The sequence below is a fragment of the Agrobacterium sp. RC10-4-1 genome (assembly GCF_014138475.1).
GTDB lineage: Bacteria > Pseudomonadota > Alphaproteobacteria > Rhizobiales > Rhizobiaceae > Agrobacterium > Agrobacterium pusense.
On sequence record NZ_JACJIT010000001.1, the window covers coordinates 672,910 to 694,292 of the forward strand.

Annotated in this window: 18 protein-coding genes; 15 read left to right on the plus strand and 3 right to left on the minus strand. The window is 60.4% G+C overall.

Annotated features, from left to right (window positions below; translation table 11 throughout):
* Positions 1 to 194: 194 nt before the first annotated feature.
* The 13 genes from FHW77_RS03035 (at position 195) to FHW77_RS03095 (ending at position 13,839) form a co-directional block, all read left to right on the plus strand.
* The gene (locus FHW77_RS03035) at positions 195 to 1,250 is read left to right on the plus strand and encodes a dipeptidase (RefSeq protein ID WP_004445294.1); all 1,056 of its coding nucleotides are present in this window, start codon (positions 195 to 197) and stop codon (positions 1,248 to 1,250) included.
* A 50-nt stretch (positions 1,251 to 1,300) separates the two neighbouring features.
* Complete coding sequence (locus tag FHW77_RS03040; protein WP_004445293.1) at positions 1,301 to 2,941, plus strand: ABC transporter substrate-binding protein; 1,641 nt, start codon at positions 1,301 to 1,303, stop codon at positions 2,939 to 2,941.
* A gap of 18 nt (positions 2,942 to 2,959) precedes the next feature.
* Positions 2,960 to 4,027, plus strand: coding sequence for an ABC transporter permease (locus tag FHW77_RS03045; protein ID WP_064263430.1), 1,068 nt, complete (start codon positions 2,960 to 2,962; stop codon positions 4,025 to 4,027).
* Positions 4,024 to 4,956 (plus strand): ABC transporter permease, encoded by a 933-nt coding sequence (locus FHW77_RS03050; RefSeq protein ID WP_004445289.1) that lies wholly within the window; start codon positions 4,024 to 4,026, stop codon positions 4,954 to 4,956. The genes FHW77_RS03045 and FHW77_RS03050 overlap by 4 nt, the downstream gene beginning before the upstream one ends.
* A complete protein-coding gene (locus FHW77_RS03055) occupies positions 4,953 to 5,789 on the plus strand; it encodes an ABC transporter ATP-binding protein (protein WP_034496847.1) in 837 nt (278 codons plus the stop codon). Before FHW77_RS03050 ends, FHW77_RS03055 begins: the two co-directional genes overlap by 4 nt.
* Positions 5,786 to 6,535 (plus strand): ABC transporter ATP-binding protein, encoded by a 750-nt coding sequence (locus FHW77_RS03060; RefSeq protein WP_037091442.1) that lies wholly within the window; start codon positions 5,786 to 5,788, stop codon positions 6,533 to 6,535. Before FHW77_RS03055 ends, FHW77_RS03060 begins: the two co-directional genes overlap by 4 nt.
* Positions 6,536 to 6,694: 159 nt before the next feature.
* The gene (locus FHW77_RS03065) at positions 6,695 to 7,597 is read left to right on the plus strand and encodes a LysR family transcriptional regulator (protein WP_004445283.1); all 903 of its coding nucleotides are present in this window, start codon (positions 6,695 to 6,697) and stop codon (positions 7,595 to 7,597) included.
* A 211-nt stretch (positions 7,598 to 7,808) separates the two neighbouring features.
* Entirely contained in the window at positions 7,809 to 9,344 is a 1,536-nt protein-coding gene (locus tag FHW77_RS03070; protein ID WP_037091444.1) for an ABC transporter substrate-binding protein, read from the plus strand.
* Between the two features lie 194 nt (positions 9,345 to 9,538).
* A complete protein-coding gene (locus tag FHW77_RS03075; RefSeq protein ID WP_004445279.1) occupies positions 9,539 to 10,489 on the plus strand; it encodes an ABC transporter permease in 951 nt (316 codons plus the stop codon).
* Positions 10,486 to 11,307, plus strand: a complete 822-nt coding sequence (locus FHW77_RS03080; protein WP_004445277.1) for an ABC transporter permease — start codon at positions 10,486 to 10,488, stop codon at positions 11,305 to 11,307. The genes FHW77_RS03075 and FHW77_RS03080 overlap by 4 nt, the downstream gene beginning before the upstream one ends.
* A 53-nt stretch (positions 11,308 to 11,360) precedes the next feature.
* A complete protein-coding gene (locus FHW77_RS03085; RefSeq protein ID WP_004445275.1) occupies positions 11,361 to 12,755 on the plus strand; it encodes an amidase in 1,395 nt (464 codons plus the stop codon).
* 97 nt (positions 12,756 to 12,852) lie between these two features.
* Positions 12,853 to 13,419, plus strand: a complete 567-nt coding sequence (locus tag FHW77_RS03090; protein WP_004445273.1) for a DJ-1/PfpI family protein — start codon at positions 12,853 to 12,855, stop codon at positions 13,417 to 13,419.
* A 69-nt stretch (positions 13,420 to 13,488) separates the two neighbouring features.
* Positions 13,489 to 13,839: a ribbon-helix-helix domain-containing protein gene (locus FHW77_RS03095; RefSeq protein ID WP_004445271.1), complete on the plus strand. Its 351-nt coding sequence runs from the start codon at positions 13,489 to 13,491 to the stop codon at positions 13,837 to 13,839.
* A gap of 163 nt (positions 13,840 to 14,002) precedes the next feature.
* On the opposite strand, the gene FHW77_RS03100 is transcribed toward FHW77_RS03095, so the two are convergent.
* From FHW77_RS03100 to FHW77_RS03110, 3 genes are all read right to left on the minus strand, one after another.
* On the minus strand, positions 14,003 to 14,923 hold the full coding sequence (locus tag FHW77_RS03100; RefSeq protein ID WP_004445269.1) for an ABC transporter permease: 921 nt from the start codon (positions 14,921 to 14,923) through the stop codon (positions 14,003 to 14,005).
* Positions 14,916 to 15,926: an ABC transporter permease gene (locus FHW77_RS03105; protein ID WP_004445267.1), complete on the minus strand. Its 1,011-nt coding sequence runs from the start codon at positions 15,924 to 15,926 to the stop codon at positions 14,916 to 14,918. The genes FHW77_RS03100 and FHW77_RS03105 overlap by 8 nt, the downstream gene beginning before the upstream one ends.
* Positions 15,927 to 16,068: 142 nt before the next feature.
* A complete protein-coding gene (locus tag FHW77_RS03110; protein ID WP_004445265.1) occupies positions 16,069 to 17,778 on the minus strand; it encodes a peptide ABC transporter substrate-binding protein in 1,710 nt (569 codons plus the stop codon).
* Between the two features lie 305 nt (positions 17,779 to 18,083).
* Between FHW77_RS03110 and FHW77_RS03115 the strand changes: the two genes are divergently transcribed.
* Both FHW77_RS03115 and FHW77_RS03120 read left to right on the plus strand, forming a co-directional pair.
* On the plus strand, positions 18,084 to 19,247 hold the full coding sequence (locus FHW77_RS03115; RefSeq protein ID WP_004445263.1) for a M20 aminoacylase family protein: 1,164 nt from the start codon (positions 18,084 to 18,086) through the stop codon (positions 19,245 to 19,247).
* Between the two features lie 49 nt (positions 19,248 to 19,296).
* Positions 19,297 to 21,147 carry an ABC transporter ATP-binding protein gene (locus FHW77_RS03120; protein WP_044459381.1) on the plus strand — a complete coding sequence of 617 codons (1,851 nt, stop codon included), beginning with the start codon at positions 19,297 to 19,299 and terminating at the stop codon, positions 21,145 to 21,147.
* Positions 21,148 to 21,383: the final 236 nt, after the last annotated feature.

Consider the following 21,383-nt stretch of genomic DNA (forward strand, 5'->3'; position numbering starts at 1 on the left):
ATTCCGTCAAAAGGCAAGTGGTGATAAATTTACCGCTGCCTAATTTGTATCTTGCGAAGCTCGAATAGATCGTCCTAAGATCGCGGCTGACAGACAATAGCGGTCGGCTGATAACGCGCCGGCTTGCTTTCGCGCGGTGTCATCCCGGCGTCTGCCTGCCCCGTTTATTGTTTCGATGACTGGAATTTCTTCCCATGCATGCAGTGTTTGACGGTCATAATGATGTGCTGCTTCGGTTGTGGCGCAACAGCAAGGCCGGTGCTGATCCCGTGGCCGAATTCAAGAACGGCACTCGGGAAGGTCATATCGATGGTCCGCGCGCACGGGCAGGCGGGCTCGGCGGCGGTATCTGCGCCATCTATATCCCGTCCGGCGATCTGATTCTGCAGGAACCGGACGAGAACGGCCATTACGATACGCCGCTCGCCACGCCGCTCGAGCGACTGCCTTCGCTCGATATCGCGATGGAAAAGGCGGCGATTGCGCTGAGGCTCGATCGCGCTGGAGCGTGGCGGCTCTGCCGCTCCACGGCGGATATCCGCAAGGCCTTTGCCGAGGATATCTTCGCCGCCGTGCTGCATATGGAAGGCTGCGAGGCGATCGGCGCCGATCTCGATGCGCTGGAAGTATTTTATGCCGCGGGTCTGCGTTCGCTCGGCCCGGTGTGGAGCCGGCACAATATTTTCGGCCACGGCGTTCCCTTCTCCTATCCCATGTCGCCCGATACCGCGCCCGGTCTCACCGATGCCGGGTTTGCGCTGGTGAAGGAATGCAACCGCCTCGGCATTCTCATCGATCTCGCGCATATCACCGAAAAAGGCTTCTGGGATGTGGCCAAGACCACCAACCAGCCGCTGATCGCCAGCCATTCCAATGCGCATGCGCTCACTCCGGTCGCCCGCAATCTCACTGACAGGCAGATGGATGCCATCAAGGAAAGCGGCGGGCTGGTTGGCCTCAACTACGCCGTGACCATGCTGCGTGCCGATGCGCGTGATATCGCGGATACGCCGCTCTCCGATATGGTGCGCCATATCGACTATATGGTGGAGCGTATGGGCATCGACTGTGTGGCGCTCGGATCGGATTTCGACGGTGCGACGGTACCTGTCGGAATTGCTGATGCCAGCGGCAACCACAATCTGGTTGCGGCGCTGAAATCGGCGGGCTACGGTGATGGAGAACTTGCTAAAATATGCCGGGAAAACTGGCTGCGCGTCTTGTCCCAGGCTTGGCACGAAGCGGCCTGATAAACAGTTTAAGCGAACCAAATCAATCTCATAACAAAAGGGGAGATCCTATGATCAAATCGCTCAACAAATCCATGCGTATCCTCAGCACCAGCGCTGCCCTGTCGCTGATGATGCTGTCTGCCCCGCATGCTTTTGCCGCCACGCCGGCCGATACGCTGGTGGAAGGTTTCGCCATCGACGACATCATCACGCTCGATCCGGGTGAGGCTTTCGAACTGTCTGCCGCCGAAGTCACCGGCAACACCTATAGCAAGCTCGTTTCCATCGATCTCAACGACACGTCCAAGGTTGTCGGTGATCTCGCCGAAAGCTGGACGACCTCCGAGGATGGCTTGACCTATACGTTCAAGCTGAAATCCGGCCTGAAATTCGCCTCCGGCAATCCTGTCACCGCTGATGACGTTGCCTTCTCCTTCGAACGCGCCGTCAAGCTCGACAAGTCGCCGGCATTCCTGTTGACGCAGTTCGGCCTGAAGGGCGACAACGTTACCGAAAAGGCGAAGGCAACGGACGCGAACACCTTCGTTCTGACGGTCGACAAGCCCTATGCGCCGAGCTTCGTGCTGAACGTGCTCACCGCAACCGTCGCTTCGGTGGTGGACAAGAAGCTCATCACCGAAAAGGCGAAGTCGGTCACGCCGAGCGCCGATTACAAATACGACACGGATTTCGGCAACGAATTCCTGAAGACCGGTTATGCCGGTTCCGGCCCTTACAAGATCCTTGGCTGGAAGGCCAACGAAGCCGTCATTCTGGAGGCCAACCCGAACTATTACGGTGAGAAGCCGAAGCTGAAGCGGGTCGTCTATCGTCACATGAAGGAAAGCTCCGGCCAGCGTCTGGCGCTTGAAAACGGCGATATCGATGTTGCCCGTAACCTTGAGCCCGGCGATATGGAAGCCGTTTCCAAGAAGGAAGGCCTTGCCGTTACATCCGCGCCCAAGGGCACCGTTTATTATTTCAGCCTCAACCAGAAGAACGAGAACCTGAAGAAGCCTGAGGTCATCGAAGCGTTCAAATATCTCGTCGATTATGACGCGATCGGCGCGACGATCATCAAGGGCATTGGCGAAGTCCATCAGACCTTCCTGCCGAAGGGCCAGCTTGGCGCGCTTGATGAGAACCCCTACAAGCTTGACGTCGCCAAGGCCAAGGAACTTCTCGCGAAGGCCGGTCTGAAGGACGGCTTCACCGTCACCATGGATGTGCGCAACACCCAGCCGGTGACGGGCATTGCCGAGAGCGTGCAGCAGACGCTGGCACAGGCCGGCATCAAGCTCGAAATCATCCCCGGCGACGGTAAGCAGACGCTGACCAAATATCGCGCCCGCACGCATGACATCTACATCGGCCAGTGGGGTTCGGACTATTTCGACCCGAACTCGAATGCGGAAACCTTCACCATCAACTACGACAATTCGGATGAAGGCAAGAACAAGACGCTGGCCTGGCGCAATGCCTGGGATGTTCCTGATCTGACCAAGGAAACCCAGTCTGCTCTCTTGGAAAAGGACAGCGCCAAGCGCGCCGCCATCTATGAAAACCTGCAGAAGGAAGTTCTGGCGAAGGGTCCCTTCGTCATCATCTTCCAGCAGACGGAAGTGGCCGGTTATTCCGCCAAGCTCAAGGGCCTGAAGCTCGGACCGAGCTTTGACACCAACTATGTCTATCCGATCTCCAAGGAATGATCCGGAAGGATCGGTCTCTTGAGCATCGTTGAAGCAAACAGCCGGGCGAGGCAGGGCAAACGCCGTGCCAACGCCCGCGCGAAGGCCATTCTCGGCTTCGCCGTCACCGTCATCACCACCTTTCTGGGGCTGATGGCGGTCACATTTTTCATTGGCCGCGTGGTGCCGATCGATCCCGCACTGGCGATCGTCGGCGACCGCGCGCCTGCGCATGTGGTCGAGCGCGTCCGTGAGCAGCTCGGCCTCAACCTGCCGCTCTGGCAGCAGTTCTTTATCTATCTGAAGCAGGCGCTTTCGGGCGATTTCGGCACCTCCGTCCTCACCACCAATCCTGTGATGGAGGACATCAAGCGGGTGTTCCCGGCGACGATCGAACTTGCCACGATCGGCACGATCATCGGCGCCGTCTTCGGCATTCCGCTCGGCGTTCTGGCCGCCGTCAAGCGCGGCAGCTTTGCCGATCAGGTGGTGCGTGTCATCGGCCTTATCGGCTATTCCGTGCCGATCTTCTGGCTCGGCCTGCTGGCGCTGCTGGTGTTTTACGCCCGGCTGCAATGGGTGGCCTATCCCGGGCGCATGGACATCGTCTATGAATTCACCTTCACGCCAGCCACTGGCTTCTTCCTGATCGACGCCATCTGGCAGCGGCAATGGGACGTGTTGTGGGATCTTTTCCGCCACATCATCCTGCCGGCCTCGCTGCTCGGTTATTTCTCGCTGGCCTATATCAGCCGCATGACGCGCTCCTTCATGCTGAACGAGCTCGCCCAGGAATATGTCGTCGCGGCCCGCGCCAAGGGGCTTTCGGAAACGCGCATCATCTGGTTCCACGCGCTGCGCAACGCCGCCGTGCCGCTGGTAACCGTGATTGCGCTCTCCTATGCCGGTCTGCTGGAAGGTTCGGTGCTGACCGAAACCATCTTCGCCTGGCCGGGGCTTGGCCTCTACATCACCAATTCCCTGCAGAATGCGGATATGAACGCCGTTCTCGGCGGCACGATCGTGATCGGCGCCATCTTCGTCGGCATCAATCTCTTCTCCGATCTGCTTTACCGGACGCTCGATCCAAGGACGCGCAGCCGATGACGATTTCGACCGATACACTCAAACCCTATAGCCGCGAATGGCTGCTCTCCGACCGGCCGGCCTCGCGCAGGCAGGCGCGGCTTGGCCGCGCCTATGTGATCTGGCGGCGCTTTTCGGAAAACCGGCTGGCGCTGCTCGGCCTTGGCATCATCATCGCGCTGCTGTTCGTGGCGATTTTTGCCAATGTGCTGGCGCCACATAATCCGGTGCAGGGCGATCTGCGCAATGCCCGGCTTCTGCCGCCCGGCACTGCTGGTTATCTGCTCGGCACCGATGATCAGGGCCGTGATATTCTCTCGCGCCTCATCCACGGTTCGCGCCTGACCCTGTTCGTCGTGCTTTTGGTGGCCATCATCGCCGCACCCATCGGGCTCATCGTCGGCACAGTCTCGGGTTATGCCGGCGGCTGGGTGGATGCGGTTCTGATGCGCATCACCGATATTTTCCTCGCTTTTCCGAAGCTCGTTCTGGCGCTGGCGCTGGTAGCGGCCCTGGGGCCTGGCATTGAAAATGCCGTGCTCGCCATCGCGGTCACCTCGTGGCCGCCCTATGCGCGCATCGCGCGCGCTGAAACCATGACCTTCCGCAATTCCGATTTTATCGCCGCAGTGAAGCTCATGGGCGCGTCGCCCTTCCGCATCGTCTTGAAACATGTCATGCCGCTTTGCATGTCGTCGCTGATCGTGCGTGTCACGCTCGATATGGCGGGCATCATTCTCACCGCCGCAGGCCTCGGTTTCCTCGGCCTTGGCGCACAGCCGCCGCTGCCGGAGTGGGGTGCGATGATCGCGTCGGGACGGCGTTTCATTCTCGATCAATGGTGGGTCGCCGCCATGCCGGGTATTGCGATCCTGATCGTCAGCCTCGGTTTCAACCTTTTGGGCGATGGTCTGCGCGATGCGCTTGATCCCAAGGAGGCGGGCCAATGAGTGCGTCTCTTCTGACGGTTGAGAACCTGCGCGTTTCCTTCCCGACCCGCACCGGGTTGGTGGAGGCGGTGCGCGGCGTGTCCTTCACGCTGGGGCGCGAGCGCCTCGGCATTGTCGGCGAATCCGGCTCCGGAAAGTCGCAGACTGGCCGCGCCATCATGGGTCTGACGCCGAAAAATGCCCGGATCGAGGCCGATACGCTGCGTTTTGGCGATATTGACCTGCTCAAGGCATCGGCAAAAGAGCGGCGGCTCATGCGCGGCAAGCGTATGGCCATGATCCTGCAGGATCCGAAATATTCGCTGAACCCGGTCATGACCATTGGCCGCCAGATCATGGAAACGCTGCGTACCCACGAAAAGATTGGCTCCAGCGAAGCGCGCCAGCGCACGCTTGCCATGCTGGAGGCGGTGCAGATCCGTGATCCCGAGCGCGTCTTCGATCTCTTTCCACACGAAGTTTCCGGCGGCATGGGCCAGCGCGTCATGATCGCCATGATGCTCGTCTGCGGCCCGGAATTGCTGATCGCCGACGAGCCGACCTCGGCGCTCGATGTGACGGTGCAGCTGGAGGTGCTCGATATTCTCGACAAGCTGGTGCGCGATCGCGGCATGGGGCTGATCTTCGTCAGCCATGATCTCAGGCTCGTTTCCTCCTTCTGCGACCGGGTTCTCGTCATGTATGCCGGCAAGGTGGTGGAGGAGCTTGCTTCCGCTAACCTCAAGGAAGCGAAACATCCCTATACGCAGGGCCTGTTGAACTGTCTGCCGCAAATTGGTGGCCACCGGCATCCGCTGCCCGTTCTGGAACGCAAGCCGGAGTGGCGCGCATGAGCACAGTTCTTTCCATCAGAGACATGGTGGTGGATTTCGACGGTTACATCGCGCTCGACAGCGTCAGCGTCGATGTGGCCGAGGGTGAATCCTTCGGTATCGTCGGTGAATCCGGTTCCGGTAAATCGACCCTGCTGCGCGCCATCGCCGGCCTCAACCATTTCGATGAAGGTTCGTTGATGGTGGCCGGGCGCTCCTATTCGGGCAAGCACCGCGACAAGAGCTTTTACCGCGATGTGCAGATGGTGTTTCAGGACCCGTACGGTTCACTGCACCCGCGCCAGACGGTGGATGCGCTGCTGCTCGAGCCGCTGGTCATCCACGGTCTCGACAATCGCGAACAGCGCATTGCCCGCGCTTTGGACGAAGTCGGCCTCGGTTCCGGTTTCCGCTTCCGTTATTCACACCAGCTGTCCGGCGGCCAGCGCCAGCGCATCGCCATTGCCCGCGCACTGATCGTTGAGCCGAAGATCCTGCTGCTCGACGAGCCGACGTCGGCGCTTGATGCGTCTATTCAGGCTGAAATCCTGAACCTCCTGGAACAGGCCCGCAAGGACCGCAACCTCACCTTCGTCATGGTCAGCCACGATCTCGGCGTCATCAGCCACATGTGCGACCGTCTGGCGGTGATGAAAAGCGGCAAGGTGGTGGAAATGCTGGAGGCCGAGGCGCTGGAAAGCCGCGAATTCAGCGCGGATTATACGAGGCAGCTGCTGGTGGCGAGCGAGGGTTTCAAGCGGACGTAATGGCGTGAGGGTGCGGGCCGTTTCTTCTCCCTGAGGGGGAGAAGAAACAAGCGGCGAGCTTTGCTTTCACGAGCGATCTTTCCGGGTGAAGTATTCTCTCGCGACGCTGCGATGATATGGTGAGCCGCACACCAGCCCACCCGAACAAGGTACCACCCCATGCAATTGCGCGCCTTGATGTACTTCGATGAACTCGTCCGCACCAATTCCATGCGCGCCGCGGCGGAAAACCTGAATGTCGCGCCGACGGCGGTGAGCCGGCAGATCGAAAATCTCGAATATTATTTCGGTTCGCCCCTGGTGGAGCGTTCCAGCCGTGGCGTGAAGCTGACGGCGGCGGGCGAGCTGCTGGCCGCCCGCGCCGGCAAGACGCTGCGCGAACTCGACCATGTGCACCAGCTGATCGACGATCTGAAAGGCCTGCAGCGCGGCCGGGTGACGATTTACGCCAATGGCGCGACAGTGGCCAACCTTCTGGCGCCGGTGCTGGCGCAGTTCAGCCTCAAATATCCGAAGCTGCGTTTCGAGGTCCATATCACCAGTGCGCGCCAAGCCATGGAAGCGCTGGGGGCTGCGGAAGCAGACCTCGTTGTCAGCCTGTTTGCGCCAAAGGTTTCCGGGGTCAAGGTGCGCTCGCGCACGCGCATCAATTACGATGCGATCTTTCCCGCCGGTCATGCCCTTGCCGGTCAGCCGGAGGTGTCGCTGAAGGAACTGGCCGGGTTGCCACTTGCCTTGCCGGACAAGAGTTTTGCCGCGCGTCAGGCCTTCGATATGCTTTTTGCCGAGGCGGATATCGAACTTGACCCCGTTTTCATCACCAGTTCGCTGGAAATGCTGAAAGAGCTGGTGCTGGGCCACGCCGCGGCCACGCTGCTGCCGGCGCTTTCGGTGGCGCGCGAAATCCGTAGCGGCCAGATGGTCGCCGTTCCGCTCTCGGGCAAGAAGGGTATCCACACCCAGATTGACCTCTGTGTAGCGCCCGACAGGCAATTGTCCTTCGCAGCTTCCAAGCTTGCCGATTTCATCGAGCGTTTCATGCGTGAGGCGACGGCAGGGTAGTTTCTTCTCCTCGGCGGGGCGAGGAACCGGAGACGTTCCCGGAATTGCCCACCAAGGTTGATTTTCACCCGCATTCCCGTGTAGCCATTTCAGCTACACGGAGCACACAAAAATCATGATTGTGTGTGCGCCTGCAACATGACACTCTTTTTGCAACGGGTGGTCTTTTGAAGGGCAAAAATGCCCCGGCCGCCAGACAGGGGACTAAAGGATGCCACGTACCTATCTTTCGCAGGCGGCGAAGCTCTCGCGCCGTACCGCGCTGGCGCTTGCTCTCGGCACGGCGCTCTTTCTGCCGCTCTCGATTGCTGAGGCCGAAGCTGCGGCGAAAACCGCTTTGACGCTTGGCATGACGGTGGAGCCGACCGGTCTCGATCCGACCATTGCCGCTCCCGTCGCCATCGGTCAGGTCACCTGGCAGAATATTTTCGAAGGTCTCGTCACCATCGACAGCAAGGGCAAGGTGAAGCCGCAGCTCGCCGAAAGCTGGGAAATTTCCCCTGATGGCAAGACCTACACCTTCAAGCTGCGCAAGGGTGTCACCTTCCATGACGGCGAGGCGTTCGATTCCTCCGTCGCGAAGTTCTCGCTGGACCGGGCGCGTGGTGAAGCTTCCGTCAATCCGCAGAAACGCTTCTTTGCGGCGATCGACAGCATCGAGACCCCGGATGCCGACACGCTGGTTCTGAAGCTGAAGCAGCCCGCCGGCAGCCTCATCTACTGGCTCGGCTGGCCGGCCTCCGTCATGGTCGCGCCCAAGAGCGCAGAGACCAACCGCACCACGCCCGTCGGCACCGGCCCGTTCAAATTCGTGAACTGGGCCAAGGGCGACAAGGTGGAGTTGCAGAAGAACGCCGCCTATTGGGACAAGGCCGTGTCGGTAAAGCTGGAAAAGGCGACGTTCCGTTTCGTTTCCGATCCGCAGGCGCAGGCGGCGGCGCTGAAATCCGGCGATATCGACGCCTTCCCGGAATTCGGTGCGCCGGAATTGATGAGCTCGTTTGACGGCGATGCGCGCCTCGGCACCTTCGTCGGCAATACCGAGTTGAAGGTCGTGGCGGGCATGAACAGCGCCCGCAAGCCCTTCAGCGACAAGCGCGTGCGCCAGGCGCTGATGATGGCGGTGGATCGTGGCACCGTCATCGAGGGTGCATGGTCCGGTTTCGGAACGGCCATCGGCAGTCACTATACGCCGAATGATCGCGGATACATCGATACGACGGGCGTTCATCCCTATGATATCGATAAGGCCAAGGCGCTGCTTGCCGAAGCGGGGTATGCGGACGGTTTCAGCTTCACCATCAAGGCCCCGCAGATGGCCTATGCCCAGCGCACCTCGCAAATCCTGCAGGCGATGCTGGCTGAAATCGGCGTGACCATGACCATCGAGACCACGGAATTTCCGGCCAAATGGGTGGCGGACGTCCTGAAGGGTGCGGATTACGACATGACCATTGTCGCCCATGCCGAGCCGATGGATATCGATATCTACTCCCGTGATCCCTATTATTTCAACTACAAGAACCCGGCCTTCAACGAGGTCATCGCCAGCGTCGAAAAGACGGCGGATGCGGTTGAGCAGGAAAAGCTTTATGGCGACGCCCAGAAAATCCTCGCCGAAGATGTGCCGGCGCTGTTCCTGTTCGTGATGCCGAAGCTCGGGGTCTGGGACAAGAAGGTGAAAGGGCTGTGGGAAAACGAGCCCATTCCCTCGAATGTGCTGACGGATGTGCATTGGGAAGAGTGACGTTTGACGATACTCATGTCTTCCGTCATGCCGGACTTGATCCGGCATCCAGCCAGCCCAAGTGCTTGGGCTGAAAAGGCGCCCTCCGCCGCGCAGACGCGCGTCGGCTGGATGCCGGATCAAGTCCGGCATGACGGGAGAGTGTGGAGCTTTCCAGCCGTCGCGCGTAAAGTATCGCAAGGAGCAGATGCCAGATGTTAGCCGTCCTCATCCGGCGTCTCGTAAGCCTCGTCATCACGCTGTTTGCCGTCTCGCTCATCATCTATCTTGTCATGGGCCTGCTGCCGGGTGATCCGGCCGCCATCATGCTGGGAACCTCGGCCAGTCCGGATACGCTGGCCGCACTGCAAAAGCAGATGGGTCTCGATCAGCCGCTGCTGCTGCGCTACATCCACTGGCTTGCTGGCGTCTTCCGCGGCGATCTCGGACAATCCTATACCTATGGCGTGCCGGTGGCGGGCCTGATCGTCGAGCGGTTGGCCGTGACGCTGCCGCTTGCGCTGCTGGCCGTTTGCCTGTCCGTCACTATCGCCATCCCGCTCGGCGTAGCGGCGGCGAGGAACCGCAACGGGGCGCTGGATTTCGCGGCCGGGCTGTTTTCCCATGTGGGCATTGCCGTGCCGGGCTTCTGGGTCGGGTTACTGCTCATCATCGTCTTTTCCACCACGCTCGGCTGGATGCCGGCTGGCGGTTTTCCCGGCTGGTCGCCAAGCTTTGCAGCGGGTCTCACGGCGCTTATCCTGCCGGCGGTCGCTCTTGCGCTGTCGCAGGCCGGCGTTCTCACCCGCGTCTGCCGTTCCGCCGTGCTTGAAGTGATGAACGAGGATTTCGTCCGCACCGCCCGGGCCAAGGGCCTGAGCGAGCGGGTGGCGCTGTGGCGGCATGCGGTGCCGAACGCGATGATCCCCGTCGTCACCATGATCGGCCTGCAGTTCACCTTCCTCATTGCGGGTGCGGTGCTGGTGGAAAACGTCTTCAACCTGCCGGGCCTCGGACGCCTCGCGTATCAGGCGCTGACCCAGCGGGATATCGTCGTCATGCAGTCCGTCGTGCTGTTCTTCTCGGCGCTGGTCATCATCATGAATTTCGTGGTCGATATAGCCTATCTCTTCATCGACCCGAGACTGCGGGCAGGTGCGCGATGATGCGATTTATCCGCCGCCGCCCGGCCTTCGTTATCGGTATTGCCGTCACGGCCTTTCTCGTCGCCGTCGCGCTGTTGTCGCTGGTCTGGACACCGGTTTCGCCCACCAAGATGCAGATCGTCCAAAAGCTGAAATCGCCCTTCGTCTACGGTGGTCTCGGTACCGACCATTTTGGCCGCGATGTGCTCTCCATGCTGATGGCCGGTGCGTGGAACTCACTCTCCACCGCCATTGCCGCCGTCGCCATCGGCGCCTTTATCGGCACGGCGATCGGCGTCACGGTCGCGGCGCTGCGCGGCTTTACCGAAACCGTCGTCATGCGCATCTGCGATATCATCTTCGCCGTGCCGCCCATCCTGTCGGCCATGATGCTCGGCGCCTTCATCGGCACGGGACGCTTTACCGCCATCATCGCCATCGCCACCTTCATGGTGCCGGTCTTTGCGCGACTGACGCTTGGGGCGGCCTTACAAATCTGGGCGCGGGAATACATCACCGCCGCCACCAGCATCGGCCAGAACCGCGCCAAGATCACGATGTTGCACGTCGTGCCGAATATCTCCAACCAGATCATCGTGCAGGTGACGATCCAGCTGGGTCTGGCGATACTGACGGAGGCAGGCCTTTCCTTCCTCGGTCTCGGCATGCCGCCGCCGGCCGCCACCTGGGGGCGGATGCTGGCGGACGCCCAGACCTATCTCGGCGCGGCGCCCTGGCTTGCCATCATGCCCGGCCTTGCCATTGCGCTCGCCGTCTTCGGCCTCAATCTTCTCGGCGACGGCCTGCGCGACCTGCTGGACCCGCGCGATACAAGCTGACCGCTTCAAGCCGATATCGCCGCTATTTCCTGTTTTTCTGACGAGACGATGCCATGACCGATCTCATACACCTCAACACGCTCGAAATTCTGGCGCTTTACCGGGAAAAGAAACTCTCGCCATCGGAATATTGGCAGGCGGTGGAGGCGCGTATCGAGGCATTCGAGCCGGTTGTGAACGCCCTTTACGCTTATGATCCGGAGGATGCGCGCAGGCAGGCGCTGGCCTCGACGGAGCGCTGGCAAAAGCGTGAAACGCTGGGAGCCCTCGATGGAATTCCGGTCTCGCTGAAGGAACTCATCGCCACGAAAGGCCATCCTGTGCCGCTCGGCACCAGGGCGGTGGAGCTTGTGCCCGCGGTTGAAGACGCGCCGGTGGCCGCCCGTTGCCGTGAGGATGGCGCGATTATCTATGCCAAGACGACCTGCCCGGATTACGGCATGCTCTCCTCTGGCCTTTCCAGCTTCCATAAGCTCAGCCGCAACCCGTGGGACCCGAGCCAGAATCCCGGCGGCTCCAGCGCCGGTGCTGCTTCGGCCGGTGCTGCGGGTTACGGCACCTTGCATATCGGCACGGATATTGGCGGCTCGGTAAGATTGCCGGCGGGGTGGACGGGCCTCTTCGGCTTCAAGCCGAGCCAGGGTCGTATCCCGGTTGATCCCTATTATACCGGCCGCTGTGCCGGGCCGATGACGCGCACGGTCGTTGATGCGGCTTATGCCATGGCAACGCTTTCGCGGCCGGACTGGCGCGACGGCACATCGCTGCCGCCGAACAGCATCGACTGGATGGACCTCGATATTGATGTGAAAGGCCTGAAAATCGGACTGATGCTGGATGCGGGCTGCGGCCTGCCGCTGGACGAAGAGGTGCGCGACGCCGTTGTCGCGGCTGCAAAACTGTTCGAGGCGGCTGGCGCCATTGTCATCCCGGTCGAGCCGGTGCTGACGCGTGAGATGCTCGACGGGCTGGATGATTTCTGGCGGGCGAAGTTCTGGGGCGACATGGTGGCGTTGAGCGCGGATCGTCGTGCCGCGATCCTTCCCTATATTCACGAATGGGCGGAAAAGGGCGCTGATGTTTCCGGCGCGCGTGCCGTTTTCGGTTTCAATCAGACCATGGAAATGCGTAAAGTTTGCGGGCGGTTGATGCAGTCCGTTGATGTGGTGATTTCACCCGTTAACCCCATCGTCTCCTATCCTGCCGACTGGGCTTCTCCCACCAACGATCCTGCACGCCCCTTCGAGCATATCGCTTTCACCGTGCCGTGGAACATGTCGGAACAGCCGGCATCCTCGATCAATTGCGGTTTCTCGGCATCCGGCATGCCCATCGGCCTGCAGATCGTCGGTCCGCGTTACCAGGATCTATTCGTGCTCAAATTGTCCAAGTCTTTCGAGGATTGGGGTGGTGGCGTCCGGCGCTGGCCGGAGCCGCCGGCCGGCTGATATCACCTTTATCGGGCATGTAGTATTGCCATAATACCCGCATCTCGATCCCTCCTGTTAGGGTGCCCAAAGGCATTCGAAAACGGGAGGAGCAGACATGCCGAAGAAGATTTTGATGATCACCGGTGATTTCGCCGAGGATTACGAGACCATGGTGCCGTTCCAGACGCTGCTCGCTGTCGGCCACACGGTGCACGCCGTCTGCCCCGGCAAGAAGGCGGGCCAGACCATCGCCACGGCCATCCACGATTTTGAGGGCGACCAGACCTACTCGGAAAAACGCGGCCATAATTTCGCGCTCAACGCCACCTTCGCCGATATCAAACCGGCGGATTACGATGCGCTGGTCATTCCTGGTGGCCGTGCGCCGGAATATCTGCGGCTCAATGCGGACGTGCTGGCGGCGGTGAAACATTTCTTCGAGGCAGACAAGCCTGTCGCGGCCGTCTGCCATGGCGCGCAATTGCTGGCGGCTGCGGGTGTGCTCAAGGGCCGCACCTGCTCGGCCTATCCCGCCTGCCGCCCGGAGGTGGAGCTGGCAGGTGGCACCTATGCCGATATCGCCATCGATGCGGCGGTGACCGACGGCAAGCTGGTGACGGCGCCCGCATGGCCCGCCCATCCCGCCTGGCTTTCGCAGTTCATGGCGGTGCTCGGTAAATAAGACCGGCGAACGGGGCTTTTTCCGGCCCCGTTTTCCGCCTATATCTCAGGCGTGGTGAGGGAGGAAACCATGTGCAAGCTCTTCATCAAGGCAGACCCAGCGCTCTGGGAAAGCCATACGCGGTCGCTCCGCATCGATGGCATGGTCACCAGTGTCCGGCTTGAGAACTTTTTCTGGACGACGCTGGACGAGATCGCGCGGCGCGACGGCATGAACAGCGTGCAGCTCATCGCCAAGCTTTATAATGAATCGATCGATGCCGGGCACGATCTCGGCAATTTCACCTCGTTCCTGCGGGTCTGCTGCGGGCGTTATCTCGCGCTTCAGCTTTCTGGCGATATTCCGGCGCGGAACGATATCCCGATTGCCGCGCTGGATGCGGACAGCATTCTGGATGCAGAAAAGGTGAATTATCACTAGGACGCGTCCCGCTTCTGTGCCGCGATACCCTCAACCTCGTTCCTGTGCTTGTCACGGGAATCCAGCCGACGCGCGCCTGCGCGACGGGTAGAATCCTTTCAGCCCAAGCACTTGGGCTGGCTGAATCCCTGTGACAAGCACAGGGATAAGGGAAGGGAAGCGTTCAGCTCTTCAGCGCCCGCGGATCAAGCGCATCGCGCACGGCATCGCCGATGTAATTCACGCTCAGAACCGTCAGCGAAATCGCCAGCCCCGGCCACAACACGCGCGAGGGCGTCAGTTGCAGGAAGTTCGCGCCGTCGAACAGCAGCCGTCCCCAGGTCGGAAAGTCGGAGGGGAAGCCGAGACCGAGGAAGGAGAGGGCGGATTCCGTGATGATGGCGGCAGCGATGCCGAGCGTGGCGGAGACCATGATCGAGCTCAGCACATTCGGCAGAATATGCCTGAGGATGATGCGGTATTCGCGCATGCCGCTCGATTTCGCAGCCATGATGAATTCCTGGCTTTTGATCGTCAGCACATCACCGCGCACGATGCGGGCTGTATGCATCCAGCTGGTTATCCCGATCACGAAGACGATCAGGATGAAGATGCCAGTCTCCGGCCCAAAGGCCGCACGCAGCGTGTCGCGAAACAGCATCAGGATGACGAGCAGCAGTGGCAGAAGCGGTAGGGCCAGGAACAGGTCGGTGAGGCGCATCAAGGGTCCGTCCAGCCTGCGGAAATAACCTGATAGAACACCCACCAGCGTGCCGAGGAACAGAGCCAGCAGCATGGCGGTGATGCCGACGGCAAGCGAAATGCGCCCGCCGGCCAGGACCTGCGCCAGCATGTCCTTGCCAAGATTATCGGTGCCGAAGGGATGCGCCAGCGACGGCCACTGGTTGCGCGCCTTCACATTGATGGCGTTCGGAGCAACGGTGTGAATATAAGGCCCGACATAGACCGCGAGCAGGATGAAGATAAAGACGAAGAGCCCCGCCACGCCGCCCTTGTGAACGCGAAACTGTTTCCAGATATCGGCAAGGGCGGATTGCGTGGGGGTGGCCGCAACCGTCGGTGCTGTAATGGTGGCGTCAGTCATAGCGAATCCTCGGGTCGAGAATGCCGTAAAGTACGTCGGCAATCAGGTTGAAGAGCACGATCAGCACCGCAAAGATGAAGGTCAGCGTCTGAACCAGCGGAATATCCGCCCCCTGAACGGCTGTTATCAGCAATTGGCCAAGCCCGTTCACGCGGAAAATCTGCTCGGTGATGATGGCGCCGGAGAAGATGGTCGGCACCCCAAGCGCAATAACCGTTACGACCGGGATGAGGCTGTTGCGCAGCACGTGGATGAGCAGCACGGATTTTTCCTTCACGCCCTTGGCGCGTGCGGTGCGCACGTAATCCTGATGCAGATTGTCGAGCATGGAGGCGCGCACGAAGCGGCTGATCTGCGAGACGTTATAGAGCGTCAGGACCAGCACCGGCAGGAACATCTGCTTCACCTGCGCCACGAAGCTCGCCCAGTCCGTGACCCTCAGATTGGTGTCGTAGACTGAAGGGAACCATTGCAGGTAAGAGCTGAAGATGACGACCAGCAGCACGCCGGTGAAAAAGGTCGGCACCGAATAACCGACCATGGAGACGAAAGTGCCGATCTGGTCGAAGATCGAATATTGCTTGTATGCGGAGATCACCCCGATCGGGATCGCCAGCAGCGCACCGAAGAGATAGGCAAGGCCCACCACCCACAGTGTCTGCGGCATGCGCTGGATGACGAGATCGACCACCGGGCTGCGTGTCGCCCAGGAAAGCACCCGCATACGGCTGCCATCGCCGATCTGCCAGCCGGTCAGCTTTTCGAAGAGGTTCAGCGGCTCGTTGATGAAGAATTGCTGCAGCCACATCAGGTAACGGATGAAGAAGGGCTGGTCGAGGCCAAGCGAGGCGCGGATTTGCTCACGCACTTCAGGCGGGATGGTGAGGGGAAGGTCGCCGGTCGGATCGTTGGGCGCGAGATCAAGCAGCGCGAAGATGACGAAGCTGATGACGAGCAACGTCGGAACGGCAAAGGCTAGCCGCCGGAGCGTAAAGGTAAACATCTGAAACTCTCCAGACCCAGAGCGCGGCAGAGCGAAAATTGGGAGCTATTTCGCCTTAACGCGGCAAATGTGTCTTCAGAACATGGTCCAGGGGCATGCAGAAGGCCGGCCTCTCCGGGGGAGAAGCCGGCGCATCTGCGTGTTACTTCTTGCGGGACCAGTCCGCGACGTTCCAGAGTTCCGAGTCCCAGGCATTCATGCGCACGCCCTCAAGCGTTAGCGAATGCGAGGAAACGCTGCCGCGGTGGATGAGCGGAATATGCGCGCCTTCCTCCGTCAGCATGTCGTTGAGCTGCTTGGAAATCTCCGCACGCTTGGCAAGGTCGGCGGTCTTGGAGAGTTCACCCACAAGCTTGTCGAATTCCGGGTTGCAGTAACGCGGAATATTCTGCCCCTGCCAGCCGTTTTCAGGGGCCGGAATCTTGTCGCACAGCCATTCCGCCAGATATTTTTCCGGGTCCGTACCGTCGAAATTGTTGGTGTACATTTCGACGTCGGCATAAAATTTCTGGAAGGTATCCGGGCTCGCCGGGTCACCGCCGAAGAAGACCGAGGCGCTGACATTGCGCAGTTCGGAAGCGACGCCGATCTGCGACCACATGTCCTTCACCAGTTCCTGCGTGGCCTGGCGAACCGAGTTTGTGGACGTCTGGTAAAGGAAGGAAAGTTTCACGCCATTCTTGGCGCGAATGCCATCGGCACCCTTCACCCATCCGGCATCGTCCAATAGCTTGTTTGCGCCTTCCACATCCTGCTTCAGGCACCAGCTGTCATTCTTGGTGGAAGCGACGGCTTCCGGAGCCGGTACGATGTTGCAGGTCGGCTTGCCCGCTTCTCCGTAACCTGCTTCATCGATGACCTCACGGTCGATGGCGAGCGAAAGCGCGCGACGCACGGCGGGATCGGAAATGGCCGGATGGGGACCGGCCTGTTTGGTGGAGCGCTTGTCGCCCAGCGAAGGATCGGCATTGTACCAGTTGAGATTGATACGCTCGACCTGCGTGCCGAAGGCGGTTTCCAGCTTGCCCTTGCCGGCCGCCACCATGGTGGCGAGGATTTCCGGCTCTACCTGCATGTTCCAGGCATAGTCGAATTCCCCGGTTTCCAGCACGGCGCGCGCGGCGGAAGCGGCATCGCCGCCGCCCTTCAGGGTCGCCGTGGCGAAGGCAGGCTTGGCGGGGTCACGGTAATTGGGGTTGGCAACGAAGCTGATGACGTCGTTCGGCTTGAAATCCTTGACGACGAAGGGGCCGGTGCCGATGGGGCCGAAATTGGCGGAGGTGCAGCCGGGAGCTGCCGCGCCGACGCATTTTTCAAACTGCTTCTTCTGGATGACCGGCGACTGTGCGCCCACGAATGCCGAATAGGGGTAGGGTTTCGGCTCCGTGAAGCTGACCTTGACGGTGTGTGCGTCGATGGCCTCGACGTTCTTCACGCCCTCATATTGTGCCGCCTGCGCGCAGCCGCCATCGGGTGCGGTGCAATATTTCCAGGTGAAGATCACATCCTCTGCGGTGAAGGGCGTGCCGTCAGACCACTTCACGTCGGTCTTCAGCTTCCACGTCATGCTGAGCAGATCCTTCGCGACGCCGCCATTGTCGATCGTCGGAATCTCGGTCACCAGCATCGGCACCAGCTCGCCCTTTTCGTCATACCGCGCCAGCGGCTCGATAACCATGGACGAGCTGTAGACTTCCTTCGTGCCACCCGAAAGATAGGGATTAAGCGTCGACACGGCCTGCCAGAACAGGATTTTCAGTTCGCCGTCACTGCCGCGCTCGGCGTGGGCGGCAGAGCCCGCGAGAGCCATGGCCGCCACCGTGCCGGCAAAGAGAACGCTGCGCTTCTTCATTGTGGTTTTCCCCTTTTTGGATTTTATCTGTTTGAATGTTTGACGCTTTTCCCGTCGTCATGTGCAAGGTCTGTTGTTCTAACTATTTGACTTTGCTAAGGAATATTCCTCCATTCCAGATGATGCTATTGTCAGTTTTTTTGAAAAGCAAGTCCCAATGTTTCATTGATGAACAAATTTTGAGCCATTTAGTTTTGGGCCTATTTTTCGCTCATGCAGCAAATTTCATGCTTGCAAAAGAGGAAATTCCAAACTCAATATGGCGTCCGACAACCCGGCGGGGAACAAAAAAAGGGAAAAAGAGAATGCCGATATTGAACCGTGTGGCTGAAATGCAGGAAGAAGTTGCCGGCTGGAGGCGCCATCTGCATGAACACCCGGAACTGCTCTACGATGTCTACGAAACATCGAAATTCGTTGCCGAAAAACTGAAATCCTTCGGCTGCGACGTGGTCGAAACGGGCATTGGCAAAACAGGCGTGGTCGGCATCATCAAGGGCCGGCACGGGGATGGTCCGACCATCGGTTTCCGATCCGACATGGATGCGCTGCCGATCCTTGAGACGAGCGGCAAGCCATGGGCCTCGAAGACGCCGGGCAAGGCCCATTCCTGCGGTCATGACGGGCATACCGCCATGCTTTTGGGTGCGGCGCAATATCTGGCCGAGACGCGCAATTTCAAGGGGTCGGTGGCCGTGATCTTCCAGCCGGCGGAAGAAGGTGGCGCGGGAGCGCTTGCCATGTTGAATGACGGCATGATGGAGAAATTCGGCATCTCGCAGGTCTATGGCATGCATAACGAGCCGGGCATCCCCGTCGGGCAGTTCGCCATCCGCAAGGGTTCCACCATGGCGGCTGCGGACAGTTTCGAAATCACCATCACCGGCAAGGGCAGCCATGCGGCGGCACCGCATCTTTCCATCGATCCGGTGCTGACTTCGGCGCATATCATCATCGCCCTGCAATCCATTGTCTCGCGCGAGACGGATCCGTTGAAATCACTCGTCGTCACCGTGGCCACCACCCATGGCGGCACGGCGTCCAACGTCATTCCCGGTGCAGTGACGCTGACCGGCACCGTGCGCACGCTGCTGCCGGAGACCCGCGATTTCGCCGAAAAGCGCCTCAAGGAAGTGGCCGCCGCCACCGCCATGGCTCATGGCGCGACGGTGGAGGTGAAATACGATCGCGGTTATCCCGTCACGTTCAACCACAGTGACGAGACAGAATTCGCGACCGGCGTGGCGATGGGTGTGGCCGGCGCCAACGCCGTCAACACCAATCCCAATCCGCATATGGGCGCCGAGGATTTCTCCTACATGCTGGAAGCGCGCCCCGGCGCCTTCATCTTCATCGGCAATGGCGATACCGCCGGGCTGCACAATGCCGCCTATGATTTCAACGACGACGCGCTGCCTTACGGCATCAGCTACTGGGTTTCGATGGCCGAAACTGCACTTGCTGCATGAGACATCCGGCGGCCCCTCGTGGCCGCCTTCTGCTTTTCAGGAGATCGGCATGCTTTTGGCAGCGACATCAATGGAACAGACCGGCGGTTCGGTCAGCCCGGTTTTATCGGTTCAAAATCTCACCACCTCCTTCCGCGTCGATGGCGGCTGGAAATCCGTGGTGCGCAATATGAGTTTCGAGATCGCGCCGCGTGAGACGGTGGCGATCGTCGGCGAGAGCGGCTCGGGCAAGAGCGTCACCTCGCTCTCCATCATGCGGCTGCTCGATAAAAAGACGAGCCGCATCGAAGGCAAGGTCATGCTCGGCGGGCGCGATCTGCTGGCACTGCCGGAAGAAGAGATGCGCAAGGTCCGCGGCAAGGACATTTCGATGATCTTCCAGGAGCCGATGACCAGCCTCAACCCGATCTTTCCGATCGGCAAGCAGATCGCCGAAGCGCTGACCGTACATCAGGATATTTCCTCCTCTGCCGCAAAGGCCGAGGTCATCCGGCTTCTGGAAAAAGTCCGCATTCCCAATGCGAAGAACCGTTTCGACGATTATCCACACCAGTTTTCCGGCGGCATGCGCCAGCGCGTGATGATCGCCATGGCGCTTGCCTCCAAACCGAAGCTGCTGATCGCCGACGAGCCGACGACGGCGCTCGACGTGACCATCCAGGGCCAGATTCTCGACCTCATCAAGACATTGCAGGAAGAGGAGGGCATGTCGGTTCTCTTCATCACCCACGATATGGGCGTGGTGGCGGAAGTCTCGGACCGCACCATCGTCATGTTCCGTGGCGATGTGGTGGAAACCGGCGCCACCGACGACATTTTCCATCGTGGCCGCCACCCATATACGCGTGCCCTGCTTTCCGCGGTGCCGAAGCTGGGTTCGATGAAGGAAAGGCTGCTGCCGGCCCGTTTCCCGATCATCGATATCAAGACCGGCGAAAGTCAGCCTGTGGCGGACGTGAAGGATACTGTCTCCGGCGGCCGCACGCCCATCCTTTCGGTCAAGGATCTGACCACCCGTTTCGACATCCGCTCCGGCCTATTCGGCCGCAAATCCGGCGCCGTGCATGCGGTGGAAAAGGTTTCCTTCGATCTCGCCGAGGGCGAAACCCTCTCGCTGGTGGGTGAATCGGGCTGCGGCAAGTCCACCACGGGCCGCTCCATCACCCGGCTGATCGAGCCGACGTCAGGCGATGTCATGCTCGATGGCTACGAGGTGCTGAAGCTCGACAAGACGACGCTGCGAACCATGCGCCGCAGCGTGCAGATGATCTTCCAGGACCCCTTCGCCTCGCTCGACCCGCGCATGAGCGTCGGCACGGCGATCATGGAGCCCTTTATCGAACATCGCCTCGGAACCAAACAGCAGGCCCGGGAAAAGGCTGCCGATCTTCTGGAAAAAGTGGGCCTGAGCCCGGATATGATGCGGCGCTTCCCGCATGAATTTTCCGGCGGCCAGCGCCAGCGCATCGCCATTGCCCGCTCGCTTATGCTCGATCCCAAGGTCATCGTCGCCGATGAGGCGGTATCGGCGCTCGATGTCTCGATCAAGGCGCAGGTCTGCAACCTGCTGCTCGACCTGCAGCAGAACCTCAACCTCGCCTTCCTGTTCATCAGCCATGACATGGCGGTGGTGGAACGCGTCAGTCACCGGGTGGCGGTGATGTATCTTGGCGAGATCGTCGAGATCGGCCCGCGCGCGGCCGTTTTCGATAATCCCCAGCACCCCTATACGAAGAAGCTGATGTCCGCCGTTCCGGTGCCTGATCCCGCGCGACGGCAGATCAAGCGCAACATGGCGACCGACGAGATCAGAAGCCCGATCCGGCCGGTGGACTATGTGCCGCCGCAGCGGCTTTATCGTGAGGTTTCGGCGGGGCACCTGGTGCAGGAAGCGGCTTGATTGAGCAGTGCTGGCTTCGGGCTGACGCAGGTAAAGGGACCGGGTGGTTCCCGCATATTTCTTCTCCCCGCCGGGGAAAAGTCCGCGGCAGCGGGATGAGGGGGCAAGGGTAGAGATAAACCGAGAGCTTGCCCCCTCATCCGACCCTTCGGGCCACCTTCTCCCCCTCGGGGAGAAGAAACCTGCCGCACTGCCACGACAGATGATTTTACGCCCGTCGCACGCTCCCCTGCGCA

Excerpts from the sequence above, each read along its gene's own strand:
- FHW77_RS03035 (WP_004445294.1), top strand. The coding sequence starts at position 195 with ATGCATGCAGTGTTTGACGGTCATAATGATGTGCTGCTTCGGTTGTGG.
- FHW77_RS03040 (WP_004445293.1), top strand. The coding sequence starts at position 1,301 with ATGATCAAATCGCTCAACAAATCCATGCGTATCCTCAGCACCAGCGCT.
- FHW77_RS03050 (WP_004445289.1), top strand. The coding sequence starts at position 4,024 with ATGACGATTTCGACCGATACACTCAAACCCTATAGCCGCGAATGGCTG.
- FHW77_RS03055 (WP_034496847.1), top strand. The coding sequence starts at position 4,953 with ATGAGTGCGTCTCTTCTGACGGTTGAGAACCTGCGCGTTTCCTTCCCG.
- FHW77_RS03060 (WP_037091442.1), top strand. The coding sequence starts at position 5,786 with ATGAGCACAGTTCTTTCCATCAGAGACATGGTGGTGGATTTCGACGGT.
- FHW77_RS03065 (WP_004445283.1), top strand. The coding sequence starts at position 6,695 with ATGCAATTGCGCGCCTTGATGTACTTCGATGAACTCGTCCGCACCAAT.
- FHW77_RS03070 (WP_037091444.1), top strand. The coding sequence starts at position 7,809 with ATGCCACGTACCTATCTTTCGCAGGCGGCGAAGCTCTCGCGCCGTACC.
- FHW77_RS03075 (WP_004445279.1), top strand. The coding sequence starts at position 9,539 with ATGTTAGCCGTCCTCATCCGGCGTCTCGTAAGCCTCGTCATCACGCTG.
- FHW77_RS03080 (WP_004445277.1), top strand. The coding sequence starts at position 10,486 with ATGATGCGATTTATCCGCCGCCGCCCGGCCTTCGTTATCGGTATTGCC.
- FHW77_RS03085 (WP_004445275.1), top strand. The coding sequence starts at position 11,361 with ATGACCGATCTCATACACCTCAACACGCTCGAAATTCTGGCGCTTTAC.
- FHW77_RS03090 (WP_004445273.1), top strand. The coding sequence starts at position 12,853 with ATGCCGAAGAAGATTTTGATGATCACCGGTGATTTCGCCGAGGATTAC.
- FHW77_RS03095 (WP_004445271.1), top strand. The coding sequence starts at position 13,489 with ATGTGCAAGCTCTTCATCAAGGCAGACCCAGCGCTCTGGGAAAGCCAT.
- FHW77_RS03100 (WP_004445269.1), bottom strand. The coding sequence starts at position 14,923 with ATGACTGACGCCACCATTACAGCACCGACGGTTGCGGCCACCCCCACG.
- FHW77_RS03105 (WP_004445267.1), bottom strand. The coding sequence starts at position 15,926 with ATGTTTACCTTTACGCTCCGGCGGCTAGCCTTTGCCGTTCCGACGTTG.
- FHW77_RS03110 (WP_004445265.1), bottom strand. The coding sequence starts at position 17,778 with ATGAAGAAGCGCAGCGTTCTCTTTGCCGGCACGGTGGCGGCCATGGCT.
- FHW77_RS03115 (WP_004445263.1), top strand. The coding sequence starts at position 18,084 with ATGCCGATATTGAACCGTGTGGCTGAAATGCAGGAAGAAGTTGCCGGC.
- FHW77_RS03120 (WP_044459381.1), top strand. The coding sequence starts at position 19,297 with ATGCTTTTGGCAGCGACATCAATGGAACAGACCGGCGGTTCGGTCAGC.